25 protein-coding genes and 4 pseudogenes are annotated in these 26,236 nt (G+C 59.8%); 19 read left to right on the forward strand and 10 right to left on the reverse strand.

Annotated features, from left to right (window positions below):
* Window positions 1–451: 451 nt before the first annotated feature.
* On the reverse strand, window positions 452–712 hold the full coding sequence (locus KQH55_RS15375) for a DUF6356 family protein (RefSeq protein WP_076794087.1): 261 nt from the start codon (window positions 710–712) through the stop codon (window positions 452–454).
* A gap of 165 nt (window positions 713–877) precedes the next feature.
* Here KQH55_RS15375 and KQH55_RS15380 point away from each other — a divergent pair, with 165 nt between their 5' ends.
* The 8 genes and pseudogenes from KQH55_RS15380 to KQH55_RS15410 all read left to right on the forward strand — a co-directional run bounded on the left by KQH55_RS15380 (window position 878) and on the right by KQH55_RS15410 (window position 6,708).
* On the forward strand, window positions 878–1,372 hold the full coding sequence (locus tag KQH55_RS15380) for an Lrp/AsnC family transcriptional regulator (RefSeq protein WP_076794089.1): 495 nt from the start codon (window positions 878–880) through the stop codon (window positions 1,370–1,372).
* Between the two features lie 201 nt (window positions 1,373–1,573).
* A complete protein-coding gene (locus KQH55_RS15385; RefSeq protein ID WP_076794090.1) occupies window positions 1,574–2,002 on the forward strand; it encodes an HIT family protein in 429 nt (142 codons plus the stop codon).
* A gap of 15 nt (window positions 2,003–2,017) precedes the next feature.
* Complete coding sequence (locus tag KQH55_RS15390) at window positions 2,018–2,644, forward strand: LysE family translocator (protein WP_076787903.1); 627 nt, start codon at window positions 2,018–2,020, stop codon at window positions 2,642–2,644.
* A gap of 86 nt (window positions 2,645–2,730) precedes the next feature.
* Window positions 2,731–3,861, forward strand: coding sequence for a 3-deoxy-7-phosphoheptulonate synthase (locus KQH55_RS15395; protein WP_304610936.1), 1,131 nt, complete (start codon window positions 2,731–2,733; stop codon window positions 3,859–3,861).
* A 347-nt stretch (window positions 3,862–4,208) separates the two neighbouring features.
* Entirely contained in the window at window positions 4,209–5,705 is a 1,497-nt protein-coding gene (locus KQH55_RS15400) for a succinate CoA transferase (RefSeq protein ID WP_235091581.1), read from the forward strand.
* Between the two features lie 128 nt (window positions 5,706–5,833).
* Window positions 5,834–6,097 (forward strand): annotated as a pseudogene (locus KQH55_RS17025) (hypothetical protein); the annotation flags it as partial.
* Window positions 6,098–6,145: 48 nt separating this feature from the next.
* Entirely contained in the window at window positions 6,146–6,394 is a 249-nt protein-coding gene (locus tag KQH55_RS15405; RefSeq protein WP_076787912.1) for a hypothetical protein, read from the forward strand.
* Between the two features lie 131 nt (window positions 6,395–6,525).
* Window positions 6,526–6,708 carry a hypothetical protein gene (locus KQH55_RS15410; RefSeq protein WP_076787914.1) on the forward strand — a complete coding sequence of 61 codons (183 nt, stop codon included), beginning with the start codon at window positions 6,526–6,528 and terminating at the stop codon, window positions 6,706–6,708.
* Window positions 6,709–6,904: 196 nt separating this feature from the next.
* Here the strand turns inward: KQH55_RS15410 and KQH55_RS15415 are convergent, their stop codons facing one another.
* Both KQH55_RS15415 and KQH55_RS15420 read right to left on the reverse strand, forming a co-directional pair.
* A complete protein-coding gene (locus KQH55_RS15415) occupies window positions 6,905–7,048 on the reverse strand; it encodes a hypothetical protein (protein ID WP_175972472.1) in 144 nt (47 codons plus the stop codon).
* Window positions 7,049–7,076: 28 nt separating this feature from the next.
* Window positions 7,077–7,547, reverse strand: coding sequence for an EamA family transporter (locus KQH55_RS15420; protein ID WP_175972499.1), 471 nt, complete (start codon window positions 7,545–7,547; stop codon window positions 7,077–7,079).
* Window positions 7,548–7,814: 267 nt separating this feature from the next.
* Here KQH55_RS15420 and KQH55_RS15425 point away from each other — a divergent pair, with 267 nt between their 5' ends.
* Window positions 7,815–8,078 (forward strand): EAL domain-containing protein, encoded by a 264-nt coding sequence (locus tag KQH55_RS15425; protein WP_255710809.1) that lies wholly within the window; start codon window positions 7,815–7,817, stop codon window positions 8,076–8,078.
* Window positions 8,079–8,314: 236 nt separating this feature from the next.
* Here the strand turns inward: KQH55_RS15425 and KQH55_RS15430 are convergent, their stop codons facing one another.
* Window positions 8,315–8,611: an acylphosphatase gene (locus KQH55_RS15430; protein ID WP_076788568.1), complete on the reverse strand. Its 297-nt coding sequence runs from the start codon at window positions 8,609–8,611 to the stop codon at window positions 8,315–8,317.
* 282 nt (window positions 8,612–8,893) lie between these two features.
* Between KQH55_RS15430 and KQH55_RS15435 the strand changes: the two genes are divergently transcribed.
* Window positions 8,894–9,217 (forward strand): thioredoxin family protein, encoded by a 324-nt coding sequence (locus KQH55_RS15435; protein WP_373566408.1) that lies wholly within the window; start codon window positions 8,894–8,896, stop codon window positions 9,215–9,217.
* A 194-nt stretch (window positions 9,218–9,411) separates the two neighbouring features.
* Here KQH55_RS15435 and KQH55_RS15440 read toward each other — a convergent pair whose 3' ends face one another.
* Complete coding sequence (locus tag KQH55_RS15440; RefSeq protein WP_235091583.1) at window positions 9,412–10,041, reverse strand: DsbC family protein; 630 nt, start codon at window positions 10,039–10,041, stop codon at window positions 9,412–9,414.
* Window positions 10,042–10,215: 174 nt separating this feature from the next.
* On the opposite strand from KQH55_RS15440, the gene KQH55_RS15445 reads away from it, so the two are divergent.
* The 3 genes and pseudogenes from KQH55_RS15445 to KQH55_RS15455 form a co-directional block, all read left to right on the forward strand.
* Entirely contained in the window at window positions 10,216–10,590 is a 375-nt protein-coding gene (locus KQH55_RS15445; protein ID WP_235091584.1) for an aldo/keto reductase, read from the forward strand.
* A 51-nt stretch (window positions 10,591–10,641) separates the two neighbouring features.
* A complete protein-coding gene (locus tag KQH55_RS15450; RefSeq protein WP_235091585.1) occupies window positions 10,642–11,904 on the forward strand; it encodes a hypothetical protein in 1,263 nt (420 codons plus the stop codon).
* 18 nt (window positions 11,905–11,922) lie between these two features.
* Window positions 11,923–12,380 (forward strand): annotated as a pseudogene (locus KQH55_RS15455) (aminotransferase class I/II-fold pyridoxal phosphate-dependent enzyme); the annotation flags it as partial.
* Here the strand turns inward: KQH55_RS15455 and KQH55_RS15460 are convergent.
* Window positions 12,370–13,281 carry an NAD(P)-dependent oxidoreductase gene (locus tag KQH55_RS15460; RefSeq protein ID WP_235091586.1) on the reverse strand — a complete coding sequence of 304 codons (912 nt, stop codon included), beginning with the start codon at window positions 13,279–13,281 and terminating at the stop codon, window positions 12,370–12,372. The pseudogene KQH55_RS15455 and the gene KQH55_RS15460 overlap by 11 nt on opposite strands.
* Before the next feature lie 136 nt (window positions 13,282–13,417).
* Between KQH55_RS15460 and KQH55_RS15465 the strand changes: the two genes are divergently transcribed.
* From KQH55_RS15465 to KQH55_RS15475, 3 genes and pseudogenes are all read left to right on the forward strand, one after another.
* Entirely contained in the window at window positions 13,418–14,431 is a 1,014-nt protein-coding gene (locus tag KQH55_RS15465; protein ID WP_235091587.1) for an AraC family transcriptional regulator, read from the forward strand.
* A gap of 367 nt (window positions 14,432–14,798) precedes the next feature.
* A complete protein-coding gene (locus tag KQH55_RS15470; RefSeq protein WP_235091588.1) occupies window positions 14,799–16,553 on the forward strand; it encodes an acyl-CoA dehydrogenase in 1,755 nt (584 codons plus the stop codon).
* Window positions 16,544–16,927 (forward strand): annotated as a pseudogene (locus KQH55_RS15475) (acetyl-CoA C-acyltransferase); the annotation flags it as partial. The gene KQH55_RS15470 and the pseudogene KQH55_RS15475, both read left to right, overlap by 10 nt.
* A 344-nt stretch (window positions 16,928–17,271) precedes the next feature.
* On the opposite strand, the gene KQH55_RS15485 reads toward KQH55_RS15475, so the two are convergent.
* Window positions 17,272–18,627, reverse strand: coding sequence for a hypothetical protein (locus tag KQH55_RS15485; protein WP_235091589.1), 1,356 nt, complete (start codon window positions 18,625–18,627; stop codon window positions 17,272–17,274).
* 431 nt (window positions 18,628–19,058) lie between these two features.
* Here KQH55_RS15485 and KQH55_RS15490 point away from each other — a divergent pair.
* Window positions 19,059–19,214 (forward strand): annotated as a pseudogene (locus KQH55_RS15490) (IS3 family transposase); the annotation flags it as partial.
* 336 nt (window positions 19,215–19,550) lie between these two features.
* On the opposite strand, the gene KQH55_RS15495 reads toward KQH55_RS15490, so the two are convergent.
* The 3 genes from KQH55_RS15495 to KQH55_RS15505 form a co-directional block, all read right to left on the reverse strand.
* Window positions 19,551–20,606, reverse strand: a complete 1,056-nt coding sequence (locus KQH55_RS15495) for a hypothetical protein (protein ID WP_235091590.1) — start codon at window positions 20,604–20,606, stop codon at window positions 19,551–19,553.
* A 609-nt stretch (window positions 20,607–21,215) separates the two neighbouring features.
* Window positions 21,216–22,457: a hypothetical protein gene (locus KQH55_RS15500; protein WP_235091591.1), complete on the reverse strand. Its 1,242-nt coding sequence runs from the start codon at window positions 22,455–22,457 to the stop codon at window positions 21,216–21,218.
* A 150-nt stretch (window positions 22,458–22,607) separates the two neighbouring features.
* Window positions 22,608–23,048: a CBS domain-containing protein gene (locus tag KQH55_RS15505; RefSeq protein ID WP_076788577.1), complete on the reverse strand. Its 441-nt coding sequence runs from the start codon at window positions 23,046–23,048 to the stop codon at window positions 22,608–22,610.
* A 252-nt stretch (window positions 23,049–23,300) separates the two neighbouring features.
* Here KQH55_RS15505 and KQH55_RS15510 point away from each other — a divergent pair, with 252 nt between their 5' ends.
* Both KQH55_RS15510 and KQH55_RS15515 read left to right on the forward strand, forming a co-directional pair.
* Entirely contained in the window at window positions 23,301–24,059 is a 759-nt protein-coding gene (locus tag KQH55_RS15510; protein ID WP_235091592.1) for an alpha/beta fold hydrolase, read from the forward strand.
* Window positions 24,060–24,334: 275 nt separating this feature from the next.
* Window positions 24,335–25,036: a pyridoxal-dependent decarboxylase gene (locus KQH55_RS15515; RefSeq protein ID WP_235091593.1), complete on the forward strand. Its 702-nt coding sequence runs from the start codon at window positions 24,335–24,337 to the stop codon at window positions 25,034–25,036.
* The last annotated feature ends 1,200 nt before the right edge of the window (window positions 25,037–26,236 follow it).

Raw genomic sequence — 26,236 nt, forward strand, 5'->3', positions numbered from 1 at the left:
GCCAGCGCAAAGTCGTATCGTCGATGCGCGTCGAGACGAGCAGTGAGGAAAAGCTGTCGTCGCCACAGCGCTTGAGCCGCTTCAGATGCTTGTCACTCTGGCAGTCCTTGGCAATCGCGGCCTGACGACAGTTCATTTCCGTTGCAGTCACTGACCGCGCGTGGGCGTTCGCGACTGGCCGGCCACCTGATCCTGCTGCATGGACGCGACGCGTAAGGGGCATGGTTCCACCCTTCGTCTGGCGTCGAGCTATCTCAGGCGGACGCTTACGTGCGGTTCGACACGATCGCACGATTCTATGTAAGAGCGGGATGACGGTGATTTGCCCATAGGTGCCTCATCAGGCAGTCTGGGGTTGTCAAAATCGTGCAAATTCGACGTGCGAGTCCGCCTGGCTGGGGCAACGTCGCGACTGCTCGGCTGTGCCGCGTGGGTGCGGCACAGGGGTGGTTCAGGCGAGCGGCGGCTGACCGGATGTCGGCTTACGCCGGAGGGCACCGCTAGAGCGGTGGAGCACCATGCGCTCGTAGAGTCGAGACACGGTTGTGCTACCCGTCTTGACGAACAGGAACGGAAACAATCCATGCACGAGCGCAGCGAATGCGGCCAGCAGCATCGGGCCTCCGAACGAGAACGACGCTCTCATGTGTTGCAGATAGCTTTCGCCGACGGAGGCCGGGTGCCGCGTAAACGCGCCGAATAGGATTCTCATGGGCAGCGCTCGAGTCGATGGTTTAATTCAATGGGCCGACGCGCATCAAGCCGGCGGCTGCGTGCGAAACAAAGGCAATCTTATAGGCGGGGGCTTGAAAAAGGATTGCGAATTTGTGCACGATGCTAGGTGAAAGTAGAAAAAATTCCTAATATTGACCCATCCATGGACAAGATAGACGCCAAGATATTGTCGTTGCTGCAGCACGACGCATCCCTCGGATTGAACGACATTGCCAAGGCGGTGAATTTGTCACCGACGCCGTGCTGGCGTCGCATACAGAAACTGCGCGAGGACGGCGTGATCCAGCGGCAAGTCGTGTTATGCGATCCGATTAAGCTCAATCTCGGATTGACTGCATTCGTGACGATCCGCGCGAGCCAGCACAACGACGGATGGACGAGCCGTTTCCTGAAGGGGGTGACGGCGATCCCGGAAATCGTGGAAATCTACCGGATGACCGGCGACGTTGATTACTTGCTGAAAGTGGTGGTGCCCGACATCGCCGGCTATGACAACGTGTATAAGCGCCTGATTAAGGTCGCCGAGCTGCTCGATGTGAGCGCGAGTTTTGCGATGGAGGTGGTCAAACATACGACCGCTTTCCCGCTGGACCATGTCACTGAGCGCAGTACACGAACTACGTCTCGGCGATTGTGAACAGCCGTGCTGGGTATGGGGCGTGAAACGCGGACGGGGCGTAGGCGTGCGGCGTAGGCCTCAACCTGGACCTAGACGTAGGCGTAGAGCACCAAATATGAGTGCCGGACTGGTGTACCACGCGGCAATTTAGATGACGGAACAGGTGGAACTCGGCTACGCTTATGTTCTGCACGCCTACGACTCGGAGTGAAAGCCGTGATGCCCTATGACCCCAATAACCCATTCGCACGCATCCTGCGTGGCGAGTTGCCATGCGTCAAAGTCGCGGAGACCGGCGACGTGCTGGCTTTCATGGACCTGATGCCACAGGCCGACGGCCACGTACTGGTGGTGCCGAAGGAAGCGGCGGCGCAGATCTTCGATCTGTCGGATGCGGCAGGGGCAGCGTGCCTTCGGATGGTCCGTCGGGTCGCCACCGCTGTGCGCGCTGCGCTGAAACCGGAGGGCATGTTGGTGGCCCAGTTCAACGGGGCCGCGGCCGGGCAGACCGTGCCGCACGTGCATTTCCATGTGATTCCACGTCATGCCGGCGAAGAACTCAAGCATCACGCGCGTGTGGCGGCCGAGCCAGGCAAGCTCGAGGCGATTGCACAGCAGATCCGTGCTCAACTCGAGTCAATTGGCTGATCCAGGGAGCGTGCGATGTTTGAGCTTTCGACATTGGGCACGTTCGTCGTAGTCGTGCTCGGCCTGTTTCTGATACCGGGGCCGGCCGTGCTGCTGGTGCTCACGCGCACGGTGCAGGGCGGGCGCAAGACCGGCGTGCTGACCGGGTTGGGCGTGGCAGTCGGCGATTTCATTCATACAGTGTTTGCCGCCGTGGGCCTGTCGGCATTGCTGATGACGTCGGCGCTGGCGTTCAACATCGTCAAGCTGGTCGGCGCTGCCTATCTGCTGTACCTGGGCGTGTGCGCGCTGCGCAAACGAACCGCCGACGGACACGCGCCGGCGCCTGCGGCAGTCGAGATTTCGCCGCTGAAGGCGTTCCTTCAGGCCGTGCCGGCTGAAGTGCTGAATCCGAAGACCGCATTGTTCTTTCTTGCCTTCCTGCCGCAGTTCGTGCAGCCGGAGCGCGGCACCACATTTGTCCAGTTTACCGTGCTGGGACTGATTTTCGTTGCGATGGGTGCGGTGTACACGACGTTGCTTGTCGTCGCGATGCGGCCATTGGCGCGCTTTGTCGCGAAGCTGCATTGGCTGCGTCGCTGGCAACAGAAGATCATCGGCGTGATCTTTATCTCGCTGGGACTGAAGGTCGCGATGCAGTAACAAGGTCGCGATGCAGTAACGATAGGGTATCGGGCTGCGCACCAATGCGATAATCTCGTCTTGCCGCTAGTTTCCTGGAGACGATTTTGACTCGCATCGACAACCTGTCGCACGCTCAGGAGGTGGGCGTGGTCGACGCCACGCAGGACACGACCCGCATCGACGACGTGCGCATTGGCGCCGTGCGGCCGTTAATCTCCCCGGCGTTGTTGCTGGACGAGTTGCCGGCGCCGGCTTCGGTGCAGCAACTAGTCGAGCACAGCCGCGCGCGCATTGCCGATGTGCTCAATGGCCGGGACGACCGGTTGGTTGTGGTGGTCGGCCCATGCTCGATCCACGACCATGACCAAGCGCTCGCCTATGCGCGCCGGCTCAAAGGTGCCGCTGACCGGCTGCACGAGGATTTGTTGATCGTGATGCGGGTTTACTTCGAAAAGCCGCGTACCACGGTTGGCTGGAAGGGCTATATCAACGATCCGCGCTTGGACGGCAGCTTTCGAATCAATGAGGGGCTGCGCCGCGCGCGCGAGTTACTGCTGCAAATCAACGACCTTGGGCTTGCGACTGCCACTGAATTCTTGGATCTGCTCAGCCCGCAATACATCGCGGACCTGGTGGCGTGGGGCGCAATCGGGGCGCGTACCACCGAGAGCCAGAGTCACCGCCAACTGGCGTCAGGCTTAAGCTGTCCGATCGGATTCAAGAACGGTACCGACGGCAGCGTGCAGGTCGCCACAGACGCGATTGTGGCCGCCCGCGCCAGCCACGCATTCATGGGCATGACGAAGATGGGCATGGCAGCTATCTTCGAGACGCGCGGCAACTGTGACGCGCATGTGATCCTGCGCGGTGGCAAGAAAGGGCCGAACTACGATGCTGCCGCCATCGAGGAAAGCTGCGCGGTGCTCAGGGCGGCGGGGCTGCGTGAGCATGTAATGGTCGATTGCTCACATGCGAATTCCGGCAAATCACATCTGCGCCAGGTCGACGTCGCGCGGGACTTGGCCGCGCAGCTGTCGCAGGGCGAGCGTCGCCTCAGCGGTGTGATGATCGAGAGCCACCTCGAGGAAGGGCGCCAGGACTTGAAGCCCGGTGTGCCGCTGCAATGGGGTGTATCGATCACCGACGCGTGCCTGGGCTGGGCGCAGACCGAGCCGGTGCTGGAGATGCTGGCCGGTGCGGTACGGGCCCGCCGTGCCGCCGCGGCGTGGCGGTAAGTACGAAGTCGTCGATGCGTTCGTCGCCGGTGACGGCTGGACGGCTAAACCGCTAAACCGCGATGGCGAACCGGGCCGAGGAGGAGTCCGTGCCCCCAATCCGCCGGCGGATTCGGCTGCTCGGTGCTGCACGCGTCGAACAAGCTCATGTCGCGCGTGACCCGTTCCGGTATCAACGCGCGCAGAACGCGCGTCAGCGTGCCGTTGCGCAGGCCGCAGGACGTAACGCAACGGAGGAATGCGTCGGTCCATGGCGCATATCGCCGCGGCCTGTCACACAGGCCAATCGCCCATAGATTGAGTGTGGCCGCAGCAGGTCCCCGTCAGGTTATTGGAGCATAGACGCTATGTATGAAGAACGCATTCGGTGCGCGAGCCTGCGCAACCGCATCATTTCCGCACGCGACGCGGCGGCCTTAGTTCATGATGGAATGCGCGTGGGCACCAGCGGCTTCACGCGAGCCGGCGATCCGAAGGCGGTGTTGCTCGCGTTGGCCGAACGTGCGCGCACCGAGCCGACGCCGCCTCGCATCACGTTGATGACGGGCGCTTCGCTCGGTCACGACAATGACAAGGCACTGAGCGAGGCCGGCATGCTGGCGCGCCGTCTGCCGTTCCAGGCCGACCCGACATTGCGTCGCGAGATCAATTCAGGACGCGCATTGTTTGTCGATCAGCATCTGTCTGAGACGGTCGAGATGCTGCGGGCCAATCTGCTCGGCCAGCTGGACGTGGCCGTCATCGAGGCCACCTGCATTACCGAGTCCGGGGGCATTGTACCCAGCACGTCCGTTGGCAATTCGGCCAGTTTTGCCATTCTGGCCAAACGGGTGATCATCGAGCTGAACTTGGCTCAGCCGGTGGAGCTGGAAGGCTTGCACGACATCTGGATCCCGGCTTGCCGGCCCGACCGCGCACCAGTGTTGATCACCGACCCGCGTGACCGGATCGGAACGACCACGATTGATATCCCATTGGACAAGATCGCGGGCATTGTCATCACGAACGACGAGGACAGTTCCTCGGCTGTGTTGCCAGCGGACAGCGACACCACGCGCATCGCGCAATACCTGATCGAGTTCCTGCAGCATGAAGTCTCTCGCGCACGCTTGCCGGCGCAACTGCCGCCGCTTCAGGCCGGTATTGGCACGATCGCTAATGCGGTGCTGGGGGGATTGTGCGCTTCGCCATTTGAAGCGATGACAATGTACTCGGAAGTCCTGCAGGATTCCACGTTCGATTTGATGGACGCCGGCAAGCTGGCGTTCGCGTCCGGCTCGTCGATCACGCTGTCGGCGGCGCGGCAGCGTCAGGTGTTGCGTGAGCTGGCGCGTTATCGCGATCGTCTGGTATTGCGTCCGCAAGAAATCAGCAATCATCCGGAGATCGTGCGCCGGCTTGGCGTGATCGCGGTTAATACCGCGCTCGAAGTGGACCTGTACGGTAACGTGAACTCCACGCATGTTGGCGGGACCCACATGATGAACGGCATCGGCGGCTCAGGCGATTTCGCGCGTAACGCATGCTGCGCGATATTTGCGACCAAGTCGGTGGCCAAGGACGGCCGGATTTCAAGCATCGTGCCGATGGTGCCACATTGTGACCACAATGAACATGACGTGGATATCGTGGTCACCGAGCAGGGGCTGGCTGACCTGCGTGGGCTGGCGCCGCGCGAGCGAGTGGGTTTGATCATCGAGCGATGCGCGCATCCACAGTACCGCGATTTGCTGCGCGACTACTATCGCGACGCACTCAAGGGTCAGGGGCACACGCCGCATGACCTGGCGCAGGCGTTTTCGTTCCACCTGCGGCTGGCGCAAACCGGTACCATGCTGCCGTAAATCGCCGTCGCCATCGCTGTTCTGGGTACAGCCGCCTCGTTGCAGCACCCCGTTGCCTCCAGCCTTGCGTAGGGTCTGCTCCGATGTGCGGCTCAATAGCGCGCTGCCACGAGTCTATAAGGCGCTGCCGGGCCTACAAGGCCGCGGACTTCAAAAAGGAGCGCAACTTTATCGGCTTCGCCAAATCGTTGCCTGCCGAGCAGAGGCGCGAGTTGCTGGCGGGCATGCGCCGGTCGGTGAGCAGAAGCTGTGCGCGTTGACGTAGGACCGTGCGGCAATGGATCGAAGGCAAGGTAGACGCCGCGCGGATTGATACTGTCGCGCCGAAGCTGGACGCCGATGGGATTAGCGATAAGCGGGCCACGACCCGTGTCGATTTCAGCCTTCACTGAATCGACGCACGTATCCGAAACAAGACGTACGACACTGAGCGAGGTGAGATGAAGGCAGCACGATGGATCGGGGTACTACTGCTGTTGTCCGGCTGCGGATCGTCGCAGCCGCTGTTCACCGGCGATGGCCGGCCGACGCAATTGATCCGGTGCTCCGCCGCCGAAGGGTGGCCGTTCTGCGATGCGCGTGCGCAGGCCCAATGCGGCGACGCCGGCTACGACACGCTGCAGCGCAACCGCTCGGACGGTACGCTGTCGATGCTGATCGCGTGCAAGCGCTCGGCGGTGGCATATTGACACTCGGGGTGACGCGTCGCTGCGTTCTGCCTGTCACATCCGGTTACGAAACCGCACATCATAATTGCTACACTGGGCATACGGATTGCGTTGCATCATGGCTTTCACGTCATGTTTCAACGGAGACCGAGATGCAATTTATTATTTTCAACTTGCCGGCCGACTTGAGCGAGGAAGCACTGCGCGACCGGCTTGCCCCGATCGGTGCACGGCTTGTCGAGATTATTCGTGACAATGTCGAACGCGCTCGCGCCATCATCGAAGTCGCCCACATGGCGATGGCCTCGCGTGCGCTGGCGCTGAACTTCGATTGAATCCGGTAGGGGCTAAGCCGACCTGCTCGAAAGTCTAGCCAGACCTTGCTGACAACAGACTGGCCCAGCTAACTCCCGTGGTTGACACAGCCGCGTGGTTCAGCCGCCTATCGCACGCTCAACCGACCTCGTCGGACGAGGCAATAGGCCGCTTCAGAGGCTCAAATGATCTTCATCAGATGCTCAACCGACCTCGTCACGCCCTCAACAGACCTTGTCCAACGGCTCGGCCCATTTTGCCGAGCGCGCCGATTAACGCGAGCACCGTCAGCACGGCGACGAAGATGAATTTTGCTCGTTGCCCCATTTTGCCTCGCCTTTCAATTTGAAAAAATGGCATTATTTCACGCCAAAAACTCACGTAGCTTTTACGGTGTCGTCGGCTGGCGCCACATTCCCCAGCTGAGCACCGCCAGCGCGCGCAGAATCAGCGCGATGGCCACTAGCGTTTGTGGGGCAATCCGCTCGCCACCCAGCGCTGCACCCACGAGTAGCGCGATCGGCGGATTGGCGTAGACGTAACTTGTCGCCAGCACTGCTGTGGTGTGACTGGCCAGGTACATATAGGCGGAGAACGCCAGCAGCGAGCCCATCGTCACCAGGTACAGCCACGCCACGAGTGGCGCGCCGCGCATCGAGCCGTTGCGCACCTGCCGCCAGCTCGCCCGCGCGCGGCCCCGCACAAGTACGAATAGGCCGAGGCACAGGCCCGCGACGGCGAAGCGCGACGCCATCAGCATGAATGGCGGCATCGCTCGCAAGGCGACTGAGATCGCGAAGTATGTGGTGCCCCAGACGACATAGGTGACCAGCAGGCACAGCAGCAGCAAAGGCGTCAGGCGGGCGGTCTGGCTCATGATCGGCAACGTGTCAGAAAACGTTCGATTGTCCGTCCGATCCCGCTGCTCATCCATAGTGTTTCAATCGTCTTTGAACGGATGCGGCGATAATCGATAGGAAGTTGGCCTGTAAAGCTTGATCGTACAGCTTGGCCCATAAAGTGCCGGATCGGTCCGGCGTTAGCTAAGCACAACCGCCTGCGCGGCCGTCGGCGGGAATCCGGCGCGCTGGCCGAGCGTGCCAAGACGCTGAGACTGATTCAGCAACTGGAGGACGGTTTCGCGGCGATCGGGCTGTTTCTCGAAATGCAGCCGATTATGTCGCTGCGCACGCCGGACGAGGCGCTGGACTTCGAAGTGCTGCTGCGCATGCGTGGTGCCGGCGGGACCATCGTCCCGCCGTCCAAGGTTATTGCCGCCGCCGAGGAGAACAGCAACATCTCGGAACTCGACAAGCGGGTGTTGACCACGTCGCTGCTCGCCCGGCAAGTGTTTGCCAAGGCGCTGCGCGCGGCGGCCTTCATCGCTTAGTCGGACGCGCGAGGGGCTGCTTCCCGTCTTGAAGGGGTCCGGCTTGTATGCCGGAGATCCGCTTCAACGACGATCGGCGGGACGCGCTGTAGGCATGACCGCCGCCCGTCCCGACATGCACGGCTACCCAGTGTTATTCAACGAGGCCAATGCCGCGTTGTACACCGCGGAGCGGCAGGGTCGGGACCGCTAGGTGGTGTTCGGCCACAGCGTAAGCACTTGATCTGACGCCGCGCTCAATGCTGCTCGAAGCGATCGTACCGGCGCTCCGAGTAGTCCTCATTCGCGATGAACTCGGACACCCTGGCCCGTGGCGGCCCGCGCCGCAGGAATTCCAGCATCAGGTCCACCTGGTTAGCCGGTCCCTGCACGACCGCCTTGACCGATCCGTCGTCGTGATTGGCGATCCAGCCCCGTACCTGCAGCGCATGCGCGCGGCGCACCGCGGCATGCCGGAACCCGACTCCTTGCACTGCCCCGCGAATCTTGACAGTGTATGTTTCAACCCTGGTATCGAGATCGACTCCACTCATCGAGCATCCCTCCTGTCGCGCAGACATCACTGAACCGTTCAAACCGCGGATTGTAGTCGCGCCGCGCGCATCGTGCACGGGCTCCGCAACATGAATGCGGGCGAGCAAGCACTGTGCCCTTGCCGGCAAGTGTGGCTTGCAGCATAGGAAGTTGACCTTCTGCCGGCCCGCCGCTTGGCCGATTGCCCGCGTGCCTCGCCGCTCAGCCTGCTGCTTTCCTGCTGCAGGTTTTGCCGCATGCGGCTATGCTGTGACGAATGCAACGTATGGCAGGAGTGTTGACTGGTGGAGCCATTTCCCTACACACCCGATGCGCCGGACCGCGAGCAATTGTATACGCTCGCCGGCGGGACAGTTATCGAATTCGGCACGAACTGGTGCGGTTACTGCCAACGCGCGCAGCCGGTGATCGCCGAGGCACTTGGGCGCCATCCGGCGATGCGCCACCTGAAAGTCGAGGATGGGCCGGGGCGGCCGCTGGGACGGTCGTTTCGTGTGAAACTGTGGCCGACTTTGATTTTTCTGCGCGACGGACAGGAACGGGCGCGTGTCGTGCGCCCGACCCGCGCTGAAGAACTGGACGACGCATTGGCCACGCTGCGATAGCGCGGTTTATGACGCGCTGATCCTGTTGCACGTCGGCCTATTGTTGCTGGCCACGCCTATTGAATCACGGTGTACTGGATGGCTGCGCATTGGCTACTGTGGGTCTGACGCGTGCCGCGCCGTTGCCGGTTGCGTCATTGTGCGCCGCGCTGTTGCGCGGCTGAGTAGCTGAGTAGCCGTACTGTCGGGCGGCGCTAGCGGATCGAGGCGCGGCTCGGCCTGACGGTGACCGCTAGCGCTTGTTCTAGCTCGGCCGCCGACGGCACGCGGTTGATCCGTTGACCGTTGGCTAGCAGCAGTGTGGGCGTTCCCATCACACGCAATTTGCGCCCCAGCATCAGGTTACGCGCCAGCACTGTCGCCGTTGCATCGCAGGGTGCGGTAACGGGCGGCGGCGCATGATCCTCGAGCATCCATGCCGGCCACGCGCCGGTGCGATTGTTAGCGCACCAGATCCGGGCGGACATCATTTTCGAGTCCGGCGTGAGGATTGGGTACAAGAACGTGTACACGGTGACGTCGGGTAGTCCTGCAAGCCTGTGCTCCAGTGTTTTGCAGTAGGAGCAATAGGGATCGGAGAACACGACAATCCGGCGTGAGCCATCACCGTTGACGCTGCGCAGCGCATCGTCCAGCGGCAGCGTGCCGAAGTCAACGCCGCGCTTATCGAAATGCACAATTTTGTCGAGTTTTTGCTCGATTCCGAATAGTAGCCCGCCGTAGCCCGGCCGGTTCAGGTACAGCCACGCGCCGCCGGCGAGCGTGGCCGCCAGGGCCAACGCCGCGAGCAGCGTGGCGAGCATGCGTACGGTTCGCGGTGTCATCCGTGCTGTTGTCCCGGGATTCAATGGAGCTGCCGATTGTCGGCGTTGCGCCATCGCGCTGTCTGTGGCCTGTCGCACAGCGGCACGCCAACTGGCGAGCGGGGCACGTCAGAAGCAAGTAAGTGTTGCTGTCATCATGTTGGATCGCAATGCTGGCACGCAAAGGCGTGCCTGGTGCAATACATGAAGCTTGGCAACACCGGGCTGGCCGTCTCGCGCTTGCGCATGAGAACGATGACGTTCGGCGTACAGACCGATGAGGACATTTCGCTTGCGATTCTCGCGTATCACCTCGCAAAAGCGCGGGGGCGTACCCAGTTACGCAACTCGGCCCGTTTCGTGTCGGTACAGCCACGTTACAGTCTGCCGCACTGCGAAATAGAGCGCGAACTACTGCCGCTTGCCGCGGAGGACCAACTCACGGCGTTGCCGTACAACCCACTGGCCGGCGGGTTGTTGACAGGAAAACACTCGCGTGAAGCCGGGCCCGGAGCCGGTAACTGCTTCGCGCTAGGCAATGTCGCCAAGCTTTACCAGGAGCGTTACTAACATGATATGCAATACAAAACAATTGCGCGATGTGGTGGGGCTGTCCGGCTCATGATGACGATCGCCGCGGTGGCATGGGTGCTCGCCAATCTGGCCGCCACCTGTGCGAGCATCGTTGCGAGCCGGCCAGAACAACTCGTCGACACGCTTACGGTTGTCGATGTGACGCTGGATGTTGACCTGAGGGCACGGCTCAATGAATGGATGTCGCAATATCGGTGCGATGACGCGGTGCGCCTAAATGGCACTGGTGCTGCCCCACGCTTCGCTTCTGCAGGCCGGGCGCTCGTGATTGCCAGTCCTTTCGACATGAAGGTGCGGTACGCTGCGTACTGGAGAATTGCCGTGAGGGAGCGCTTGATGCCGAATGTGTTTTCGTCGATCTGTTGCTGGCCTTTGCGCACCTGGAGAAAGTCCTCTGGCGCGTCTGCGGTGCGCAAGGGGCCACAGGCTGCTGAAAAAGCTGCACCGCGTGCGCGCAGCGCACACCCGACACTCGATACGTTATTCAACGTATCCAGGATCACGCCGGGATGTCGCCGCGACAGCCCATCGGCGTATGCGAAGGAGATGAGAGGAAATCAGGATGCCATATTGCTTACGTTGATGTTTATGTGCCCGGCGCAGCAGTCCGCTGCACTGGCCAATGGTGGTCGTGCCGATTCCGCATCATCGCCTCCCAAAGAGCCGATCACGCTGGCTGATTTATGCGATGACATTGAGCGTTATGTGAGACGACAGGGTATCAATCGCGCTGTGACGCCCGAATTGCGGCAATTCATGACCCGGACGGCGGCAATGCAGAATGTCCTGGTCCAGCGTGGAGAGCCCGCTTGGGGGCGACTGCAGCAAATGCTCGACCGGCTGCAACAGAGGATAGACCTACCGGATTCCAACGCAGGCCCAGCGCATGCGTTCGGCCATCAGGACGGGCATGCTCGTCACGACGCTTGCACCGTGTTCGAGTCGTTTCTTGATGTGTTCGATGACAAATGGATTCCGTCGCTGTACAAACTCAAAATTTCAGATGCAGATGTGCAGAAGGAAGGGCAGGCTAGGCTGAAGTCGGCTTGCGGGCGGCTCAGCATGGGTGAGAAGTGGCAGGTCAGTCAAATGATTGAGGCCAGGAAACGACAAGAAAAACTCGGCGCATGGGGCACGATACTGCAGCAGGCGCTCGGCCCGGTGACGCTTCAGTTGCCGCCGGTTGCAACGCCAGGATTCTCACTCGACGTAGATGCGGTATTCAAACGGGCGCGGGAGGGTGCGGGCGTTGATGTGTTTCGCCGGGCTCCGTCGGGACACGATCGATAAATAACAGCGTGGTGGCCGGGCTGGCGCATTGGCTTCATGGTCGGCAATGCCGATCTGGTCGCGGCACTCGCGCGCATCAAGCGTTACCACGATTACGGCGCGTTCACGTCCCTATAGGTTGCCGCGATTGCGGCGCTGGAACAGGATTAGCAATGCGTGCGGGACATCGCGGCGCAGTACCAGAGCCGGCGCGACGTGCTGGTCAAAGGATTGCACGAGGTGGGCTGGCAGGTGGAACGGCTCAAGGCGTCGATGTATATCTGGGCGTGGATACTGGACGGGTATCGCGAACTCGGTTCGCTCGAGTTCGCCAAGCAGATGCTGCAAAAGGCCAAGGTATCGGTGTCGCCGGGGATCGGCTTGGTGACCACGGTGACGACCATGTGCGTTTTGCCTTGATCGAGAACGAATCGCGAATACGGCAGGCGGTGCGCGGGATCAAGGCGATGTTTAAGGCTGACGCCGTTACGCGCTGAGCTGACGCAGTCGCACGATCAGGCTCGATGTATCGTAGCGCCGGCCGCCGAGCGCCTGAACGTCGCCGTAGAACTGATCGACCAGCGCGGTGACGGGCAGCGACGCGCCATTGCGCTTGGCCTCATCCAGGCAGATCGCTAGATCCTTGCGCATCCAATCGACCGCAAAGCCGAAATCAAAGCGGCCTTCGATCATCGTGTTGCCGCGGTTGTCCATTTGCCAACTCGCGGCTGCGCCTTTGCCGATGACCTCGAGTACGCGCGGCATGTCCAGCCCGGCGCGTTGCCCGAAGTGAACGGCCTCTGACAGCCCCTGTATGACGCCGGCAATTGCGATCTGGTTGACCATCTTGGTCAACTGGCCCGCGCCAGACTCGCCCAGCAGCGTGACCGCGACGCCATAGTGCCGCAGCGTGGGCGCGACGCGCTCGAACACTGCGGCGTCGCCGCCGCACATGATCGTCAGCTTGCCGTTCTGAGCGCCGGCTTGTCCGCCCGATACCGGCGCGTCGATGAAATGCAGGCTTTGTTCACCGGCGATCGAGAATAGCTCCCTGGCGACATTGGCCGAGGCGGTTGTATGGTCGACGAACACCGCGTCGCGCGACATGCCGGCGAACGCACCGTGCCCGCCCAGCGTCACGCTGCGTAAGTCATCGTCGTTGCCCACGCACGCGAGCACAATGTCGGCGTTGCGTGCGGCCTCGCGGGGCGTGGTCGCCAACCGGCCGCCGTATTCGGCAACCCACCGCTGCGCCTTGGCCGCCGTGCGGTTGTACACTGTCACATCCAGCCCGGCCTTGGCGAGATGGCCGGCCATCGGGTAGCCCATCACGCCGAGTCCGAGAAACGCGACGCGCCGTGGCGTCCCGCTCGATGAAGGAGATGACTGGTCGGTCACTTCATTTCTCCTGGAAACAATATCGGGGAAACCGGCATTATCTCAGGTGCCGGGTGAAGCGGCGGTCCGCCATGATGCTTGTGACACAATACCAGTTCAGCGTGCCGTTGCCGCCGTGCTTATGCCTGTTCGTCACATGTCTGATGCCGCGAATCCGCTCGTTGCCACCGTGCCGATCTCTCTGGTGAATGGCTTTCTTGCCGGCGCGGATCCGCACGCCGTCGCCCGGCTTGCCGAGCGCTCGGGTATCCCGCGTCCGCTGCTCGAGAAGCCGGACGCGCGGGTCACCGAAGAGCAATTCTCCACGCTATACCGGTTGCTTGCCACTGAGTTGGACGACGAGATGCCCGGCGTCTTCAGCCGTCCGCTGCGCAATGGCACGCTCAAGTACCTGTGCCTGAGTTTGCTAGATGCGCCGCGTCTGGAAGTCGCACTGCATCGCTTCGGCCAGTTCTTTCACTTGATCCTGGACGACTTCCGCCTACAGTCCCATTGCGAGGACGGTATTGGATGCGTGACGCTCGTGGTGGGCAACTCGGACTCCGGCGCTGTCCGCCCGCTCGGCCGCGAGTTGATGCTTAAATTGGTCCATGGTGTTGCATCGTGGTTGGTGGCGATGCGCATTCCGTTGATCGACGTGGAGTTTGACTGCCCGCGCCCGCCGCACGCGCGCGACTACCTGTATCTGTTTCCTGGTCCAGTGCGCTTTGTCGCTCGGTGTACCAAAATGCGTTTCGCGGCGGCCTATCTGGACATGCCGATACGGCGTCGTAAGGCTGATCTGCAGCGGTTTCTCGCGCGGGCGCCGGAGGATTGGATCTTCGTGTCATTTGGCCAAGAGCTGGTTTGCCACCGGGTGCGCCAGTTCATCGCACAGAGCTTGCCGACGGTACCGACGGTCGATGCGGTTGCAGACGTGATGCATTGGTCGGTGCGCACACTATGCCGCAGGTTGGCGGCGGAAGGCACGACATTCCAGGGTATCAAGGACGAGGTGCGGCGCGATATCTCGATCCAGCGGCTGACCCGCTCGCACGATGCAATCGCGGCGATCGCCTACGATGTCGGGTTCGACAATCCGAGCGCTTTTCACCGCGCGTTTCGCCAGTGGACCGGCAGCACGCCCAATATGTACCGGCAGATGGGATAGCGCCGGACTCCCCGTCGCGTACCTCGCGCGCCCCGTTCACGTATCGTAACCGAGCCGCTCAAATTCCCGCGCATGGACCTGCATGCTCCCTCGTTCAATCGCGCTGAGCCATACCGCGTCAGTGCCAATAGCCGAGATTGCGCACTCGAGATAGCGCTCGCGGCCGTTCGCCGCAGTCGGTAAATCACCGGCGCGCGGCACGTTTTGTCAATGAAAAGGCAGCTTTGGATAATGGCTCCGCAGCCATTCGTCGTTACGATGGTGTGTGATCGAACGCCCTGTGCGTTCGGCGCGTACGGTGGCAAAGCAGCGGCAGGCCGTGCGCTCTTGGTGGACGACGCTGCGATGTTTGAAAAGGAGCCAGGCGATGAGCTATCGTGCACCGGTCAAGGATATGTTGTTTACGATGAACGCGTTGGCGGACATCGATGTGGTTAGCCGCCTGCCCGGCTACGAGGAGGCGACGCTCGAAACCGCGCAAGCCGTGCTTGAGGAAGCCGCGAAATTCGCCGAGCAGGTGCTCGTGCCGCTGAACCGTACCGGGGATACGCAGCCGTCCACATGGGCCGACGGGGCGGTCACCACGACTGCGGGATTCAAGCAGGCCTATCGCCAATACGCGCAAGGCGGCTGGCAGGCCGTCGTGCATCCGCCTGAGTTTGGCGGACAGGGCTTGCCTAAGCTCATTGCGAGCGCATGCAACGAGATGATCAATGCGGCGAACCTGTCATGGGCGCTCTGTCCGTTGTTGACCGATGGCGCGATTGAGGCGTTGTTGGCCGCCGGCAGCGACGTGCAGAAGGCGCGTTACTTGCCCAAGCTGATCGCCGGCGAATGGACTGGCACGATGAACTTGACCGAGCCGCAGGCCGGTTCGGACCTGTCGTTGGTGCGCACGCGCGCGGAACGCCAGGCAGACGGCACCTACAAGCTGTTTGGCACAAAGATCTTCATCACCTACGGCGAGCATGACATGGCGGACAACATCGTCCATCTCGTGTTGGCCCGCACACCCGACGCGCCGCCGGGCGTCAAGGGTATTTCGCTGTTCATCGTGCCGAAGTTCTTGCTCGACGGTGACGGTGCGCCGGGTGCGCGCAACGACGTGAATTGCGTGTCGATCGAGCACAAGCTCGGTATCAAGGCGAGTCCGAGCGCGGTGCTGCAGTTCGGTGACCACGGGGGGGCGATTGGCGAGCTGGTCGGCGAGGAAAACCGCGGTCTGGAATACATGTTTATCATGATGAACTCGGCACGGTTTTCGGTCGGCATGCAGGGCGTGGCGATTGCCGAGCGCGCCTACCAACAGGCCGCTGCGTATGCGGCCGAGCGCGTGCAGAGCCGTCCGGTCGATGGCTCGGCCAAGCGGGCGGTGACGATCGACCAGCATCCGGATGTCAAGCGGATGCTGATGACGATGCGTGCATTGACCGAGGGTGCCCGTTCGCTGAACTACTTTGCCGCGTCCGCCTGCGATATCGCGCATCGGCATCCGGACGCTTCGGTGCGGGAACAATATGCGCGGCGCTATGAGTTCCTGGTGCCGATCGTCAAAGGCTGGAGTACTGAACTGTCGGTCGATGTTGCCAGCATGGGCGTGCAGGTCCACGGTGGCATGGGCTTCATCGAGGAAACCGGCGCCGCGCAGCATTACCGTGACGCGCGCATTCTGCCGATTTATGAAGGCACGACCGCTATCCAGGCGAACGATCTAGTGGGCCGCAAGACCGTGCACGACGGCGGTGCGGTCGCTCGCGGGCTGTGCGAGCAGATTGCACTCACCGAGTGTGAGCTGGCCCATCACGAGGAGCCAGTATTTGCGGCAATGCGCAAGCGCCTGGCGGCGGCGCGCGCTGCGCTGGCCGAATCGATCGAGTTCGTGATCGGTCACGCGATGACGGATCCGAACGCGGTTTATGCCGGTAGTGTGCCGTACCTGAAGCTGTGCGGCATCGTGCTGTGTGGGTGGCAGCTTGCGCGCGCGATGCTTGCGGCGCATGCCACACGGGCACAGGATCCGGTATTCTGCGACGCGAAGATCGCGACCGCGCATTGCTTTGCCCATCACGTGCTGCCGCAGGCGGACGCGCTACGTGTGGCAATCGCCAGCGCCGCAGTCTGAAGCCGCTCGCGCGGCTGGTGAGCTATGCGCATGCCGGTGTCGATCCGCGCTACATGGGCATCGGTCAGGTACCGGCATCGCGGCTCACGTTGCAAAAGGCCGGTATCCCGGTTGACGCACTCGACGTGATCGAGGCGAATAAAGCGTTTGCCGCTCAGGCGTGCGCGGTCACCCGTAAGCTCGGGCCGGATCCCGCAAAGGTCAACTCGAACGGCTCGGGTATCTCGCTCGGCCATCCGATCGGCGCCACTGGCGCGTTGATTACCGTCAAAGCGATCCACGAGTTGCAGCTTATCAGTGGCCGTTATGCGCTGGTGACAATGTGCATCGGCGATGGTCAGGGTATCACGGCTGTCTTCGAAAACTTGCCGTGAGCGCGTCTTGGCGTTTGCATGACACGATAAGTAATTGTCTCGATGAGCAAGTATTTTTAGCCCGCTGCATGAAGCGGCGCATTCCACGGCTTGCCTGCCTTGACCATTGCATTGAGGATGGTCAGCACTTTGCGTACACAGGCGACTAACGTGCCTTTTTCGGTTTTCCTGTGCTCACGAGGCGGTCGTAAAACGTCTTGATGACCGGATTGAATTGAACGGCGACAAGCGCTGCCACTTAGGATGGTGGTTCACCCCGCGGGTCTAGACAATGAACTGGCATCACCCTGTCCGACTCGCGGAGGATCTCCTGGATAAATGAAGCATGCGGGTTCAGCCGCAGGTTAATGTGACCGACTTCTGAACCAAGGCACACTGTCCTGGATTCGCGCCCGGGCCGGCTCAGAGAACTGGTTGGCTTCCATAAAGCGGGTAATCTCAACCCTCGCTATATTCCCTTGACGATCGTCTAAGTTATGTAGCGAACCCTCGAACCGAAGTCTGCTAAGCACATCGCATAAGTCGGCTTCGCCCGCGCCATTCAGTAGGCTCAAGCTCTGCTGCCAGACCCACTTTACCAGTGCATCATCTAAATTGTAGGTGCACATTAGTAGGCCGAGTGCAACCTGTACGCGCTGGGCTGGCAGTACGCGCAACAATGCCGGCTCCAGTAACTGGAGTTCGTGTGCGTGGTGCTCGCGCGGTAAATCCGTCAACCCCTCTGGAAGATAGCGTAGCGCAACGCCCAACTGCTCGTCAGGCAGCGACAGCGCTACATCACGCAGCTGCGTGTACTGAGCGAGCTGCTCCGCTTGCGGCAAAAACAATATGAAACTTGCTAACATGCCAACCGATTCGCCTTGATGAGAGGGCGGCAGCTGCAACGCTTGTTCGCGTAACACTGCATACAGCCCAGGAATGCGGTCGTCGCTCCCCCCAAAGTGAATCATTCGCCGACACAATACCGGGATCAACTCCGCTTGCTCGGACACCCTCAAGGACGCAAGCCGAGCCACAAGCGTCTGATAACGCTTGACAAACTCAGCTGAGCCAAACAACAAGAATCTCAAACTGTCAGCGAGTTCCGTCCAAACATTATCTTCTTCGGGCGCACGCCGCTGCGCCATCGCGTAAGCAAAGTCGAATAATTCATCCCGATGGCTCCAATGGAAATCGCGCAATGAGTGCAACAACAGCGCTTTTTGTATTTGCACGCCATCCTTCGGAATGCGCTGCGCCGCCGCGTACACGCGCTTGAAGGCTTCGCCGCGCTCGCGATATGGCAACGCTTCCAACCGCTGGCGCAGCGCGTCAAGCGGCTCGACGTGCTGCGCCGGATCGGCGAGCGTGCTACCCATCTCACTGAGCAGCTGGTTGACTGACGCGAGGCTCACGGCTCGATTCGCTCGTTGCCAGTAACGGTAGACTACGCGCCGACTTTGCATCGCATGATACGTACGACGATCGGCTGCTGAAAAGTTTCCCACGTCTTGGACGGGCACGTAGTCACCGATCTGCTCAATCAGTTCGCGCGGCAGGTCATGATATGTCGTGGGTCGGCTGGCCGACGGGCTCGCCAGCCCACCGCTTGCTGGTTTCAGTATCGGCGGGGGCGCCGACGCAGCAGGCTGCGGGCACGACTCCAACGCATACATGTAGGCTTGGTAGTCGTTCAAAGCGGCATGCAGATCGAAGTCCATCTGTAAGCTCGGCAGTCGATAAAAAACGGCGCAATACGAAGTGAGGCCGCGCAGCAGGCTAGCTGAAAACGGGAAGCTGAGCACAGCGATGGACTGTGAACGCCATGTTCTTGGCGGATAGTGCCATGCCAATATGCGGAAATTGTTACATCGTCTGTTGACAACTCACACTTTTGAAGAAGCTTGTGCGAAGCTAACAGTGATAACCAGCAAGCAGCCAAAATAACGTGCGGATCAAATAAGTGATGGTACAGGTTCAGTTACATCCGACCCTCCCCGGCCGCACCGTACACACGTAGCTTGAAGCACATGAAGCTTGCCCATTTCGATTTGAAACACAATAATAAAAATCGGTTTAATATCGATTCCTGAATTTTCCTGTGAGAAACGAATCCCTCGCAGACAATAAAATTCAAGCAAGAAGGGTCTAGATGTCGAGTCAAGCAAAGCGAGCGCAGTACGCACTCGAATTCAAGCTGGAAACAGTTCGACTGGTAAAAGCCGGTTAAAAAAGCATGGCGACAGTGGCAACAACGCTGAGAGTGCCGGGACAGGCTTTGCACAACTGGGGGAAGGCAACGCGTGACGCGCATAACCGGCTTGGTGCTGCGAAGAAGTCATCCTAATGCACGAACATTTTGTGTCACTGGCACGGGTCGTTGTTCGATGCACCGTGCGTAGAGCAGCCGCGCGGTTGGCCTTGCGCAAGCCGTCGGCGCCGGTCATCGCGATTATGGCGTACAGCACGCAAATGATGTGCTTGCAGTGATAGCCCCTCAATGAGATAAACCGGCTCAAGGTTGGGTGTTCCCGGTACGTTTGCCGATTACTTTAGTGAATTTCCGTCCTCCGGCATGTCGGTATCCGTCGCCTTGATGCACTGGAATTGTCCAACGATTGATGTACTTGAGCTACTGTGGCTGTTAATCTGGCCGACTTCTGAGCCAGGACGCACTGTCTTGGATTCGCGTTTGGGCTGACTTGGAAAACTGGTTGGCTTTCATAAAGCGCGTGATCTCACCCATTGCTACTTTCCATTGGCGATTGTTCCGGCGCCATAGCACACCATTGGCCCGAAGCTCGCTCAGTACCTCCCATAAAGCGGCTTCATCCGCCCCGTTCAGTAGACTCAACCCCTGCTGCCATCCCCGCTTGGCTAGCGTGTCATTGATGAAATAGATACTTCTAATGAACCCGACTGCTGCTTGCGTGCGCTGCGCCGTAGGTACACGCGTCAAATAGCGTTCAAGCAACGCCAGCTCCTGCGCTTGTCGCTTAGGTGAGAAACTACCTAGTCCTTCAGGCAAACGCTGCAGCGCGACCCCCCACTGGTCGTCAGGCAGCGACAGCGCCCAATCGCGCATTTGCGCATACCACGCGGATCGCTCCGCTTCCGGAAAGCGCCACACGTAACTTGCCAACGCGCCGACCGATGCGCCTTGATGAGAGGGGGGCAAGCGTAACGCGTAGTCGTGTAAGAGCGTATAAAGCTCAATGACGCGCGGGTCTGCTTGGTTAAATTTATTTAGTAAACGGACCAATGTGGAAATGATCTGCGCTTGCTCGGCTACGCTCAACGACGGCAGCCGTGCCAGAATCTTGTAATACCACTGAGCAAACTCAGGGGTCTCAGGTGTGTCGAGGGAAAAATTCGACAGCCCAAGCGCCAGTTCCGGCCACACATTGTCCTGCCCGGGCTCACGCTGTTCGGCCAGTGCGTAGGCAAAGTCAAACAGTTCCATCCATTCGCGCTCATAGGTGAAATCCCGGTGCATGAGCAACAGCGCTTTTTGTATCTGCACGCCGTCTTGCGGGATACGCTGCGCGGCTGCGAATAAACGCTTAAATACGCGGGTGCGCCCGGCCTTCAACGTTTTCAAACGTTGGCAAAGCGCGTCCAGGGGGTCGGCGTACTGCGCTGGATCGGCGAACGTGTCGTCCATCTCATCGAGCAGGCGGTGGATCGACTGAAAGGTCACTGCTTGTTTTGCTCGTTGCCAATAGCTATGAACAAGGCGCCTAGTCTGCATCGCATGACTGACATTTTAAGGCCACCCGTAGTTTTAAGCACGACAAGTGCAACCTGACGCTCGGTCAGTTTTGCCAGCACAGCATCAAAACCCTTTTCATTATTAGGCAAACTCAGCGTAGGGGCCTTCAGGCCAATTGCTCCATCAGCGTGGCCCTCGCCACATCAATGCCAATTGTGGTTGGCATCGGGGGCCGAATCTGGCAGGCTCATCACTGCCCCTCCTTGTAAACGCGAATTGAGCTCAAACAATTGTTCTGGCTTTTGATGAGCGGCTTGGCTCGTGCGCCTTTACTGGGTTACGGGCTGTGTTAACCCTAGGGGATGTCAGACTGCACGAGCCTCGCCAAACCGACACCAACACCGACGGCAGATTGATGGACGATGCGCTTGCGGCACACTGCAGAGCTTACCGTGGCTAAGGCTGCGCGTTACCCGCCGTATATCCATTGCCCACAAGCTTCACCGCTTTTACTATCAAGAAAAGAAACACTCATTTCTAAGATACAAGGGCAGCGGAGACAGTTGCGAAACGCAGTCCGCCAAGCCGGCAAAACCTTTAACGCCGGGGCTCCAAATTTAAGGGTCCGTATTGATCATTGATCGGCGCCGTCGGTTCGTCGTCGATTGAAGCCGCAGCATTGGTATCAGCAGGTGGTCGCACGGGCGCCGGACGCGTAGCCGCGGTGGCCGGCCGGATCGGTTGCGGGGACGGTAGCGCGACGGCCCGGGCCGTCAATGCCGCGGTTGCTTCGGCGGCGGATGGCGGGGCATGCGGACCGGTTGCATCGGCTGCATACGGCACGTCGGCCGACGGGCGGGGCGCGGCCGCGGCGGTCGAAGGGGCCGTCTGTATGCCATAGACAACCGGCGGCTGCGTTGGATCGACGTGAGCGGCTTGCGGCGGCAGTGGCGTGATTGCCTCCTGTGTCAAAGCGTCGGTTGCCGCGCGTGCCTCGGCGCGGGACACACTCGGCGTGTCGGCGAGTGGCTGCATCGGCTTGGTCGACACAGCGGCGGCCACCGCATGTTGGGCGGGATGTGCCCCGACCGGTACAGTGTGCCCGTCGGTGTCTTGCGTCTCCGGGGCGATAGCTTTGCGCACCTTTGCATGGCGTGCCCGCGGTAGGCTGCGCTGCACAGCGCCCGAATCCGTGCTCGCGGGACTCGCGCTGCGTGCTGGCGGTATGCGCGCGAATGCCACAGTATCGGATGCCTGCATGCGCGCTTGCGGCGACGGCAAGGTGCTTGATGGTGTCGTGACGGCCTGCTGCGGTGCTTGTGCACCCAAGCGAGCGGTATGGCTTGCAAGCGTGGCAGCATCGAACAATGGGACGGTGCTGGCGCTCATATTGGATTGCGTCAGCGCCTCACGGCGCACGATATCTGCATACCGGTGCGGCTCCGACGACGTCTTGTCCTGGTAAAGCTGGCTGATTGTTACCCCCAAAGCGCCGGCGCCCAGCACCAGCAAGGCGGCGAGTGCGACTATGTGGCGTCGCGCGAGTGGAGCACGTTGCAGGCCGGTCCACGGCGGCGTAACGAACGATGGCGGCGTGGCATCGAACGAGCGTGCCGTGGCGTACGCCGGTTCAGTCCCTTGTTGTCGTCGCGCGTAGTAGGAACTCTCGTCGTTTGCCGTTGAGTCGGCGTGCGAGCGGGTAGCGGTGGCGCGGGTTCTTGCTGGTCCCAGCCGGGGCTCGATTCTGCGCGTGATGCGCACCTGTTTGCTGCTGCGCGCCGATCCCCGTCTATTGAAGCCCGGCGCCACGCCATGGGGCGTTTTAAATCTGGCGCTCATGGTCTTGGTGGTGACAGTCCGTGAATTAGCCGATCTTAGAGGGGCGATTCAGGGTTTTATGTGCGGGCGCGCACATTGCTGCGGCGCGCTGGCGCATCCACGCGCGCTCACGCGATGGACCATTTCGCAAGCTAGTCCACGCGCGCGAGTCTATGCGCGCTCGCCGCGGATGTAGAGCTCCAACTGTTGGATCGTAAACGCCTGGTCGGAGATGATGCTCTTAACCAAGTCGCCGATCGAAATCATGCCGACGAGCCGTCCTCCGTCGATAACAGGCAGATGCCGTAGACGTTGCTCGGTAACCAGGGCCATGCAGCTTTGCGCACTGTCCTCCGGGCGCACGTAACGGACTTCACGGGTCATAATGTCACGCACTGATGTGGCCTTCGAGGAGCGGTCCATCAACACGATCTTGCGGGCGTAGTCGCGCTCGGTGACGATGCCGACAATCTTGCCGTCCTCGGTCACGACCAGCGCGCCGATTTGCTTCTCAGCCATACGCTTCATTGCATCGTAGACCAGTGCGGACGCGCCGATCGTGTGCACGGTAGCGTCCGGCTTGCTCTTCAAGATCTGTGCAACGGTAGCCATCGGATGCTCTCCTTGCGCTGGCATGGGCACGCGGCAGGATCGAATGCGCCGTCCGCGTGGGCCGTGGAGCGCCAACAAAGTATATGTTGCCTACAAGTATAGGACACGGTATCGACGGGCACGCGTGTGCGGCGCTGCAGGCGTTGCGCGGCGCGTGTACGCACAGCGTTAGGGGTTGATCTTGCTATTCGCACGCTGTTTGAGGCACCCACCCTCGCAGGCTTAGCACGCCATTTAGTTCAGCATGACGGGATGCAAGGAGACTCGTTTTCCGTTCTACTTCCTCTTAAGCCCACAGGCAGCCGTCCTGCTCTTTTCTGCATTCATCCCGGATTTGGTTTGATCTGGAACTATATGGGTCTGTCCAGTTACCTTCACTCGGACCAGCCTCTTTATGGCTTGCAGGCTCGTGGGTTTGATGGAACAAGTCCGCTTGCTTCTACGCTTGACGAGATGGTGTCAGACTATCTTGAACAAATGCGCCGTGTTCAACCCCAAGGGCCTTACTGCTTATTAGGATGGAGCTTCGGCGGCAATGTGGCGCATAGCATGGCTGTTCGACTCGAACACGAAGGCGAAAAAGTGGCGTTGCTGGCGTTACTAGATAGCTCCCCTTTTGCGGGCAAAGTTTTTGAGGAGAAAGACAATCAAATTGACCAGGCGATGGTTAGAGAGGTATTCGCTCACCACTATGGCAATGAGTTAGTCTCGGCGATGGGCGAGCATTTATTGGAAAACACCGAGAAAATTGCAAAGAATAATGTGCGTATCGTAAGAGATTATTCTCCATCGCAGTATGGCGGTGATGCGCTATTGTTTCGAGCCACAGTAGCAGAGGCGGGATGTGAACCGCTAGTCACGCCTGATGCGTGGAAACCGTATGTGCGGGGGAATATCGAAATTTTCAATATTAACTGCATTCATAGCACAATGCTCAAGCCGGAATCGAAGGCCCTCATCGGTCCTGTTCTAGCCCGCAAGCTAAATGAATTGGAGCATCAACAAGCTTAAGGACAGACAAATGCGGTACGATAAACTTTACAGTGCAGAAACGTTCAATAACCTTAAGCGCGAATTTGATCGCGTTAACCGATAATGGTCATGGTTAGCTTGCCCGATAATGACAGTGCAGCACACGAGCTGAACGATGTGTTGCAATGGTTCGACGCGGACCGCGGCGAATTCGTGTGGCTTGAGCAGCTGATTGCGCAGCACCAGCCGCGTTTTTTGCAAGCAACCGGTTCAAACCGGGTGGTGCGCATGCCGATGCCGAAACGACGTTCTCGATGGTCGATCTTCCTGAGACAACGGCGTTGCCTGACGAACACGCCGTACACTTGCTTGCCGACGTGTTCAGTCGCGTCATGCCGGTCGCATCGCCGACCTTCGTCGGACACATGACCTCATCGCTACCGTCGTTTTTACCGTCGCTCGCGAAGGTGCTGACCGCGCTAAACCAAAATGTCGTGAAGCTAGAAACCTCTGCTGCGATGACGGCGCTTGAGCGCCAGGTCATCGGGATGCTGCACAAGCTGGTTTTTGGTCAGGACGATGCATTTTATCGAAGATGGCTGCATAGCGGCGATCATGCGCTCGGTGGATTCTGCTCGGGCGGCACGGTGGCCAATCTCACCGCGCTATGGGCGAGCCGCAATAATCTACTGCATCCCCGAGTTGGCTTCGCCGGGGTCAACCGCGTCAGGCTCATGCAGGCGCTTCGACATTACGGCTACGACGGGCTCGCTATCCTTGTATCGGAGCGCGGGCATTATTCGTTGCGCAAGGCCGCGGATGTGCTTGAGATCGGTTGCGATTACCTGATCCGAATTCCTGTGGATGCAGCGGAGCGAATCCGCATTGACGCATTGCGCGCGGCCGTGTGTGACCTGCAGCGCCGCAATATTAACCCTATGAACTCGTCGTTCGCTACTGTGTCCCGAAGATCCCGCCTGGGTGACACAGTATCAGAAACACCGCACGCCCTATAAGGGAGCTAACTGAAAAGACATTGCCAAATATATCAGCAAACATTATTTGAGCTATTTTTGTTTGATCTAGTAAAGATCATTTTAATAGCCGGACAGTTATATGTGCCGAAATGAGATTAGGCAGCCGCTCTGCCGTGCGTAACGGTGTGCCTTGCAGCCCAATTTTAGGACCGGGTGGAACGCTCCAGTTTTTTCATCGTAAGGCATACCCGTCGAGTCTTTCGACAGCCTGCTTGCGAGACGTGACAGGCAAATGGGTGGCTAGCTTCCGTTTAATGCGCTTACTGTGGGTGCTGCTCGTTCAAGGGCGTGAATCTCTGTCAACGCCAGGGCGGGATACCGACGCTGCTTGTCCATTGGCGGTAGTACGGTCATGCGCGGTGATATCGAAGTTTCAATGGTATCCGCTCAGCCTTCTTCTGGTCATGAACGGTGACCTAGACACGCCCTTAAACCATACTTCATCCATCTCGTATGGCGATCATGTGGTCTTTGGTTGCAAATTTTAATGTATTGTTTCATTCGCTAAAGATCTGTCGTTTTAAGTAAAGGTAATATGCTTGCTTACACTATGTGACGGGACCCTATAGTTTTTAAATAGCTGTTAGACGGGGTAATTGGATGAATTTTTATCGCGGCTCTTGGTAGCTGGGCACAGTGCTTGCGATATACGAAGCAGTGAGCGTCGAGCTGATGGGTCAGGGAACAGGTGCGTTGCCGTAGCCGTATGGCTAAATAAAATTGATGTCTGGAGGGAACGGTGAAGAAGTATCCCAGCACTGAGCCCAATGACGCCGCGCCTGTGCGACGCACTGTCTTGCTTGGCCCACTGTAGTGCCAATTCTCGCGCAGCTTCACGCGCGTTATGCCTGGTGTTTCCACTAAAGCTTGACATAAACTGACCGTGGCGCGATCACTGGTCAGCCAAGTGATACGAACGGCGCACTGACGCGTGCCGATGAATGGCCCTGATCGCCGTAGTAAATGGCTAAGGATTACACGCAACGTGTCATAAAAGCCGGAGTGGTTCCTGAAGAGTAACGATAGATTCTGAGTGCGGCATTGAGATTAATTGGTAAACCTATTAATTAAAAGGCTGCTTGGTCGCCTGAGTCGGAGCTTTGTTATGGATGCTAGCGTCACGCCTGTTACACAGCCGTTATCCAGTGCGCAAACCGAAGTTTGGCTCGCGCAGCAGCT

Source organism: Mycetohabitans sp. B3 (genome assembly GCF_021498065.1).
Lineage (GTDB): Bacteria > Pseudomonadota > Gammaproteobacteria > Burkholderiales > Burkholderiaceae > Mycetohabitans.

Coding starts and splice junctions, on each gene's coding strand:
- KQH55_RS15375 (WP_076794087.1), bottom strand. CDS start 712: ATGAGAATCCTATTCGGCGCGTTTACGCGGCACCCGGCCTCCGTCGGC.
- KQH55_RS15380 (WP_076794089.1), top strand. CDS start 878: ATGGACAAGATAGACGCCAAGATATTGTCGTTGCTGCAGCACGACGCA.
- KQH55_RS15385 (WP_076794090.1), top strand. CDS start 1,574: ATGCCCTATGACCCCAATAACCCATTCGCACGCATCCTGCGTGGCGAG.
- KQH55_RS15390 (WP_076787903.1), top strand. CDS start 2,018: ATGTTTGAGCTTTCGACATTGGGCACGTTCGTCGTAGTCGTGCTCGGC.
- KQH55_RS15400 (WP_235091581.1), top strand. CDS start 4,209: ATGTATGAAGAACGCATTCGGTGCGCGAGCCTGCGCAACCGCATCATT.
- KQH55_RS15405 (WP_076787912.1), top strand. CDS start 6,146: ATGAAGGCAGCACGATGGATCGGGGTACTACTGCTGTTGTCCGGCTGC.
- KQH55_RS15410 (WP_076787914.1), top strand. CDS start 6,526: ATGCAATTTATTATTTTCAACTTGCCGGCCGACTTGAGCGAGGAAGCA.
- KQH55_RS15415 (WP_175972472.1), bottom strand. CDS start 7,048: ATGCCATTTTTTCAAATTGAAAGGCGAGGCAAAATGGGGCAACGAGCA.
- KQH55_RS15430 (WP_076788568.1), bottom strand. CDS start 8,611: ATGAGTGGAGTCGATCTCGATACCAGGGTTGAAACATACACTGTCAAG.
- KQH55_RS15440 (WP_235091583.1), bottom strand. CDS start 10,041: ATGACACCGCGAACCGTACGCATGCTCGCCACGCTGCTCGCGGCGTTG.
- KQH55_RS15450 (WP_235091585.1), top strand. CDS start 10,642: ATGATGACGATCGCCGCGGTGGCATGGGTGCTCGCCAATCTGGCCGCC.
- KQH55_RS15465 (WP_235091587.1), top strand. CDS start 13,418: ATGTCTGATGCCGCGAATCCGCTCGTTGCCACCGTGCCGATCTCTCTG.
- KQH55_RS15470 (WP_235091588.1), top strand. CDS start 14,799: ATGAGCTATCGTGCACCGGTCAAGGATATGTTGTTTACGATGAACGCG.
- KQH55_RS15485 (WP_235091589.1), bottom strand. CDS start 18,627: ATGGACTTCGATCTGCATGCCGCTTTGAACGACTACCAAGCCTACATG.
- KQH55_RS15500 (WP_235091591.1), bottom strand. CDS start 22,457: ATGAGCGCCAGATTTAAAACGCCCCATGGCGTGGCGCCGGGCTTCAAT.
- KQH55_RS15505 (WP_076788577.1), bottom strand. CDS start 23,048: ATGGCTACCGTTGCACAGATCTTGAAGAGCAAGCCGGACGCTACCGTG.
- KQH55_RS15510 (WP_235091592.1), top strand. CDS start 23,301: ATGCAAGGAGACTCGTTTTCCGTTCTACTTCCTCTTAAGCCCACAGGC.
- KQH55_RS15515 (WP_235091593.1), top strand. CDS start 24,335: ATGGTCGATCTTCCTGAGACAACGGCGTTGCCTGACGAACACGCCGTA.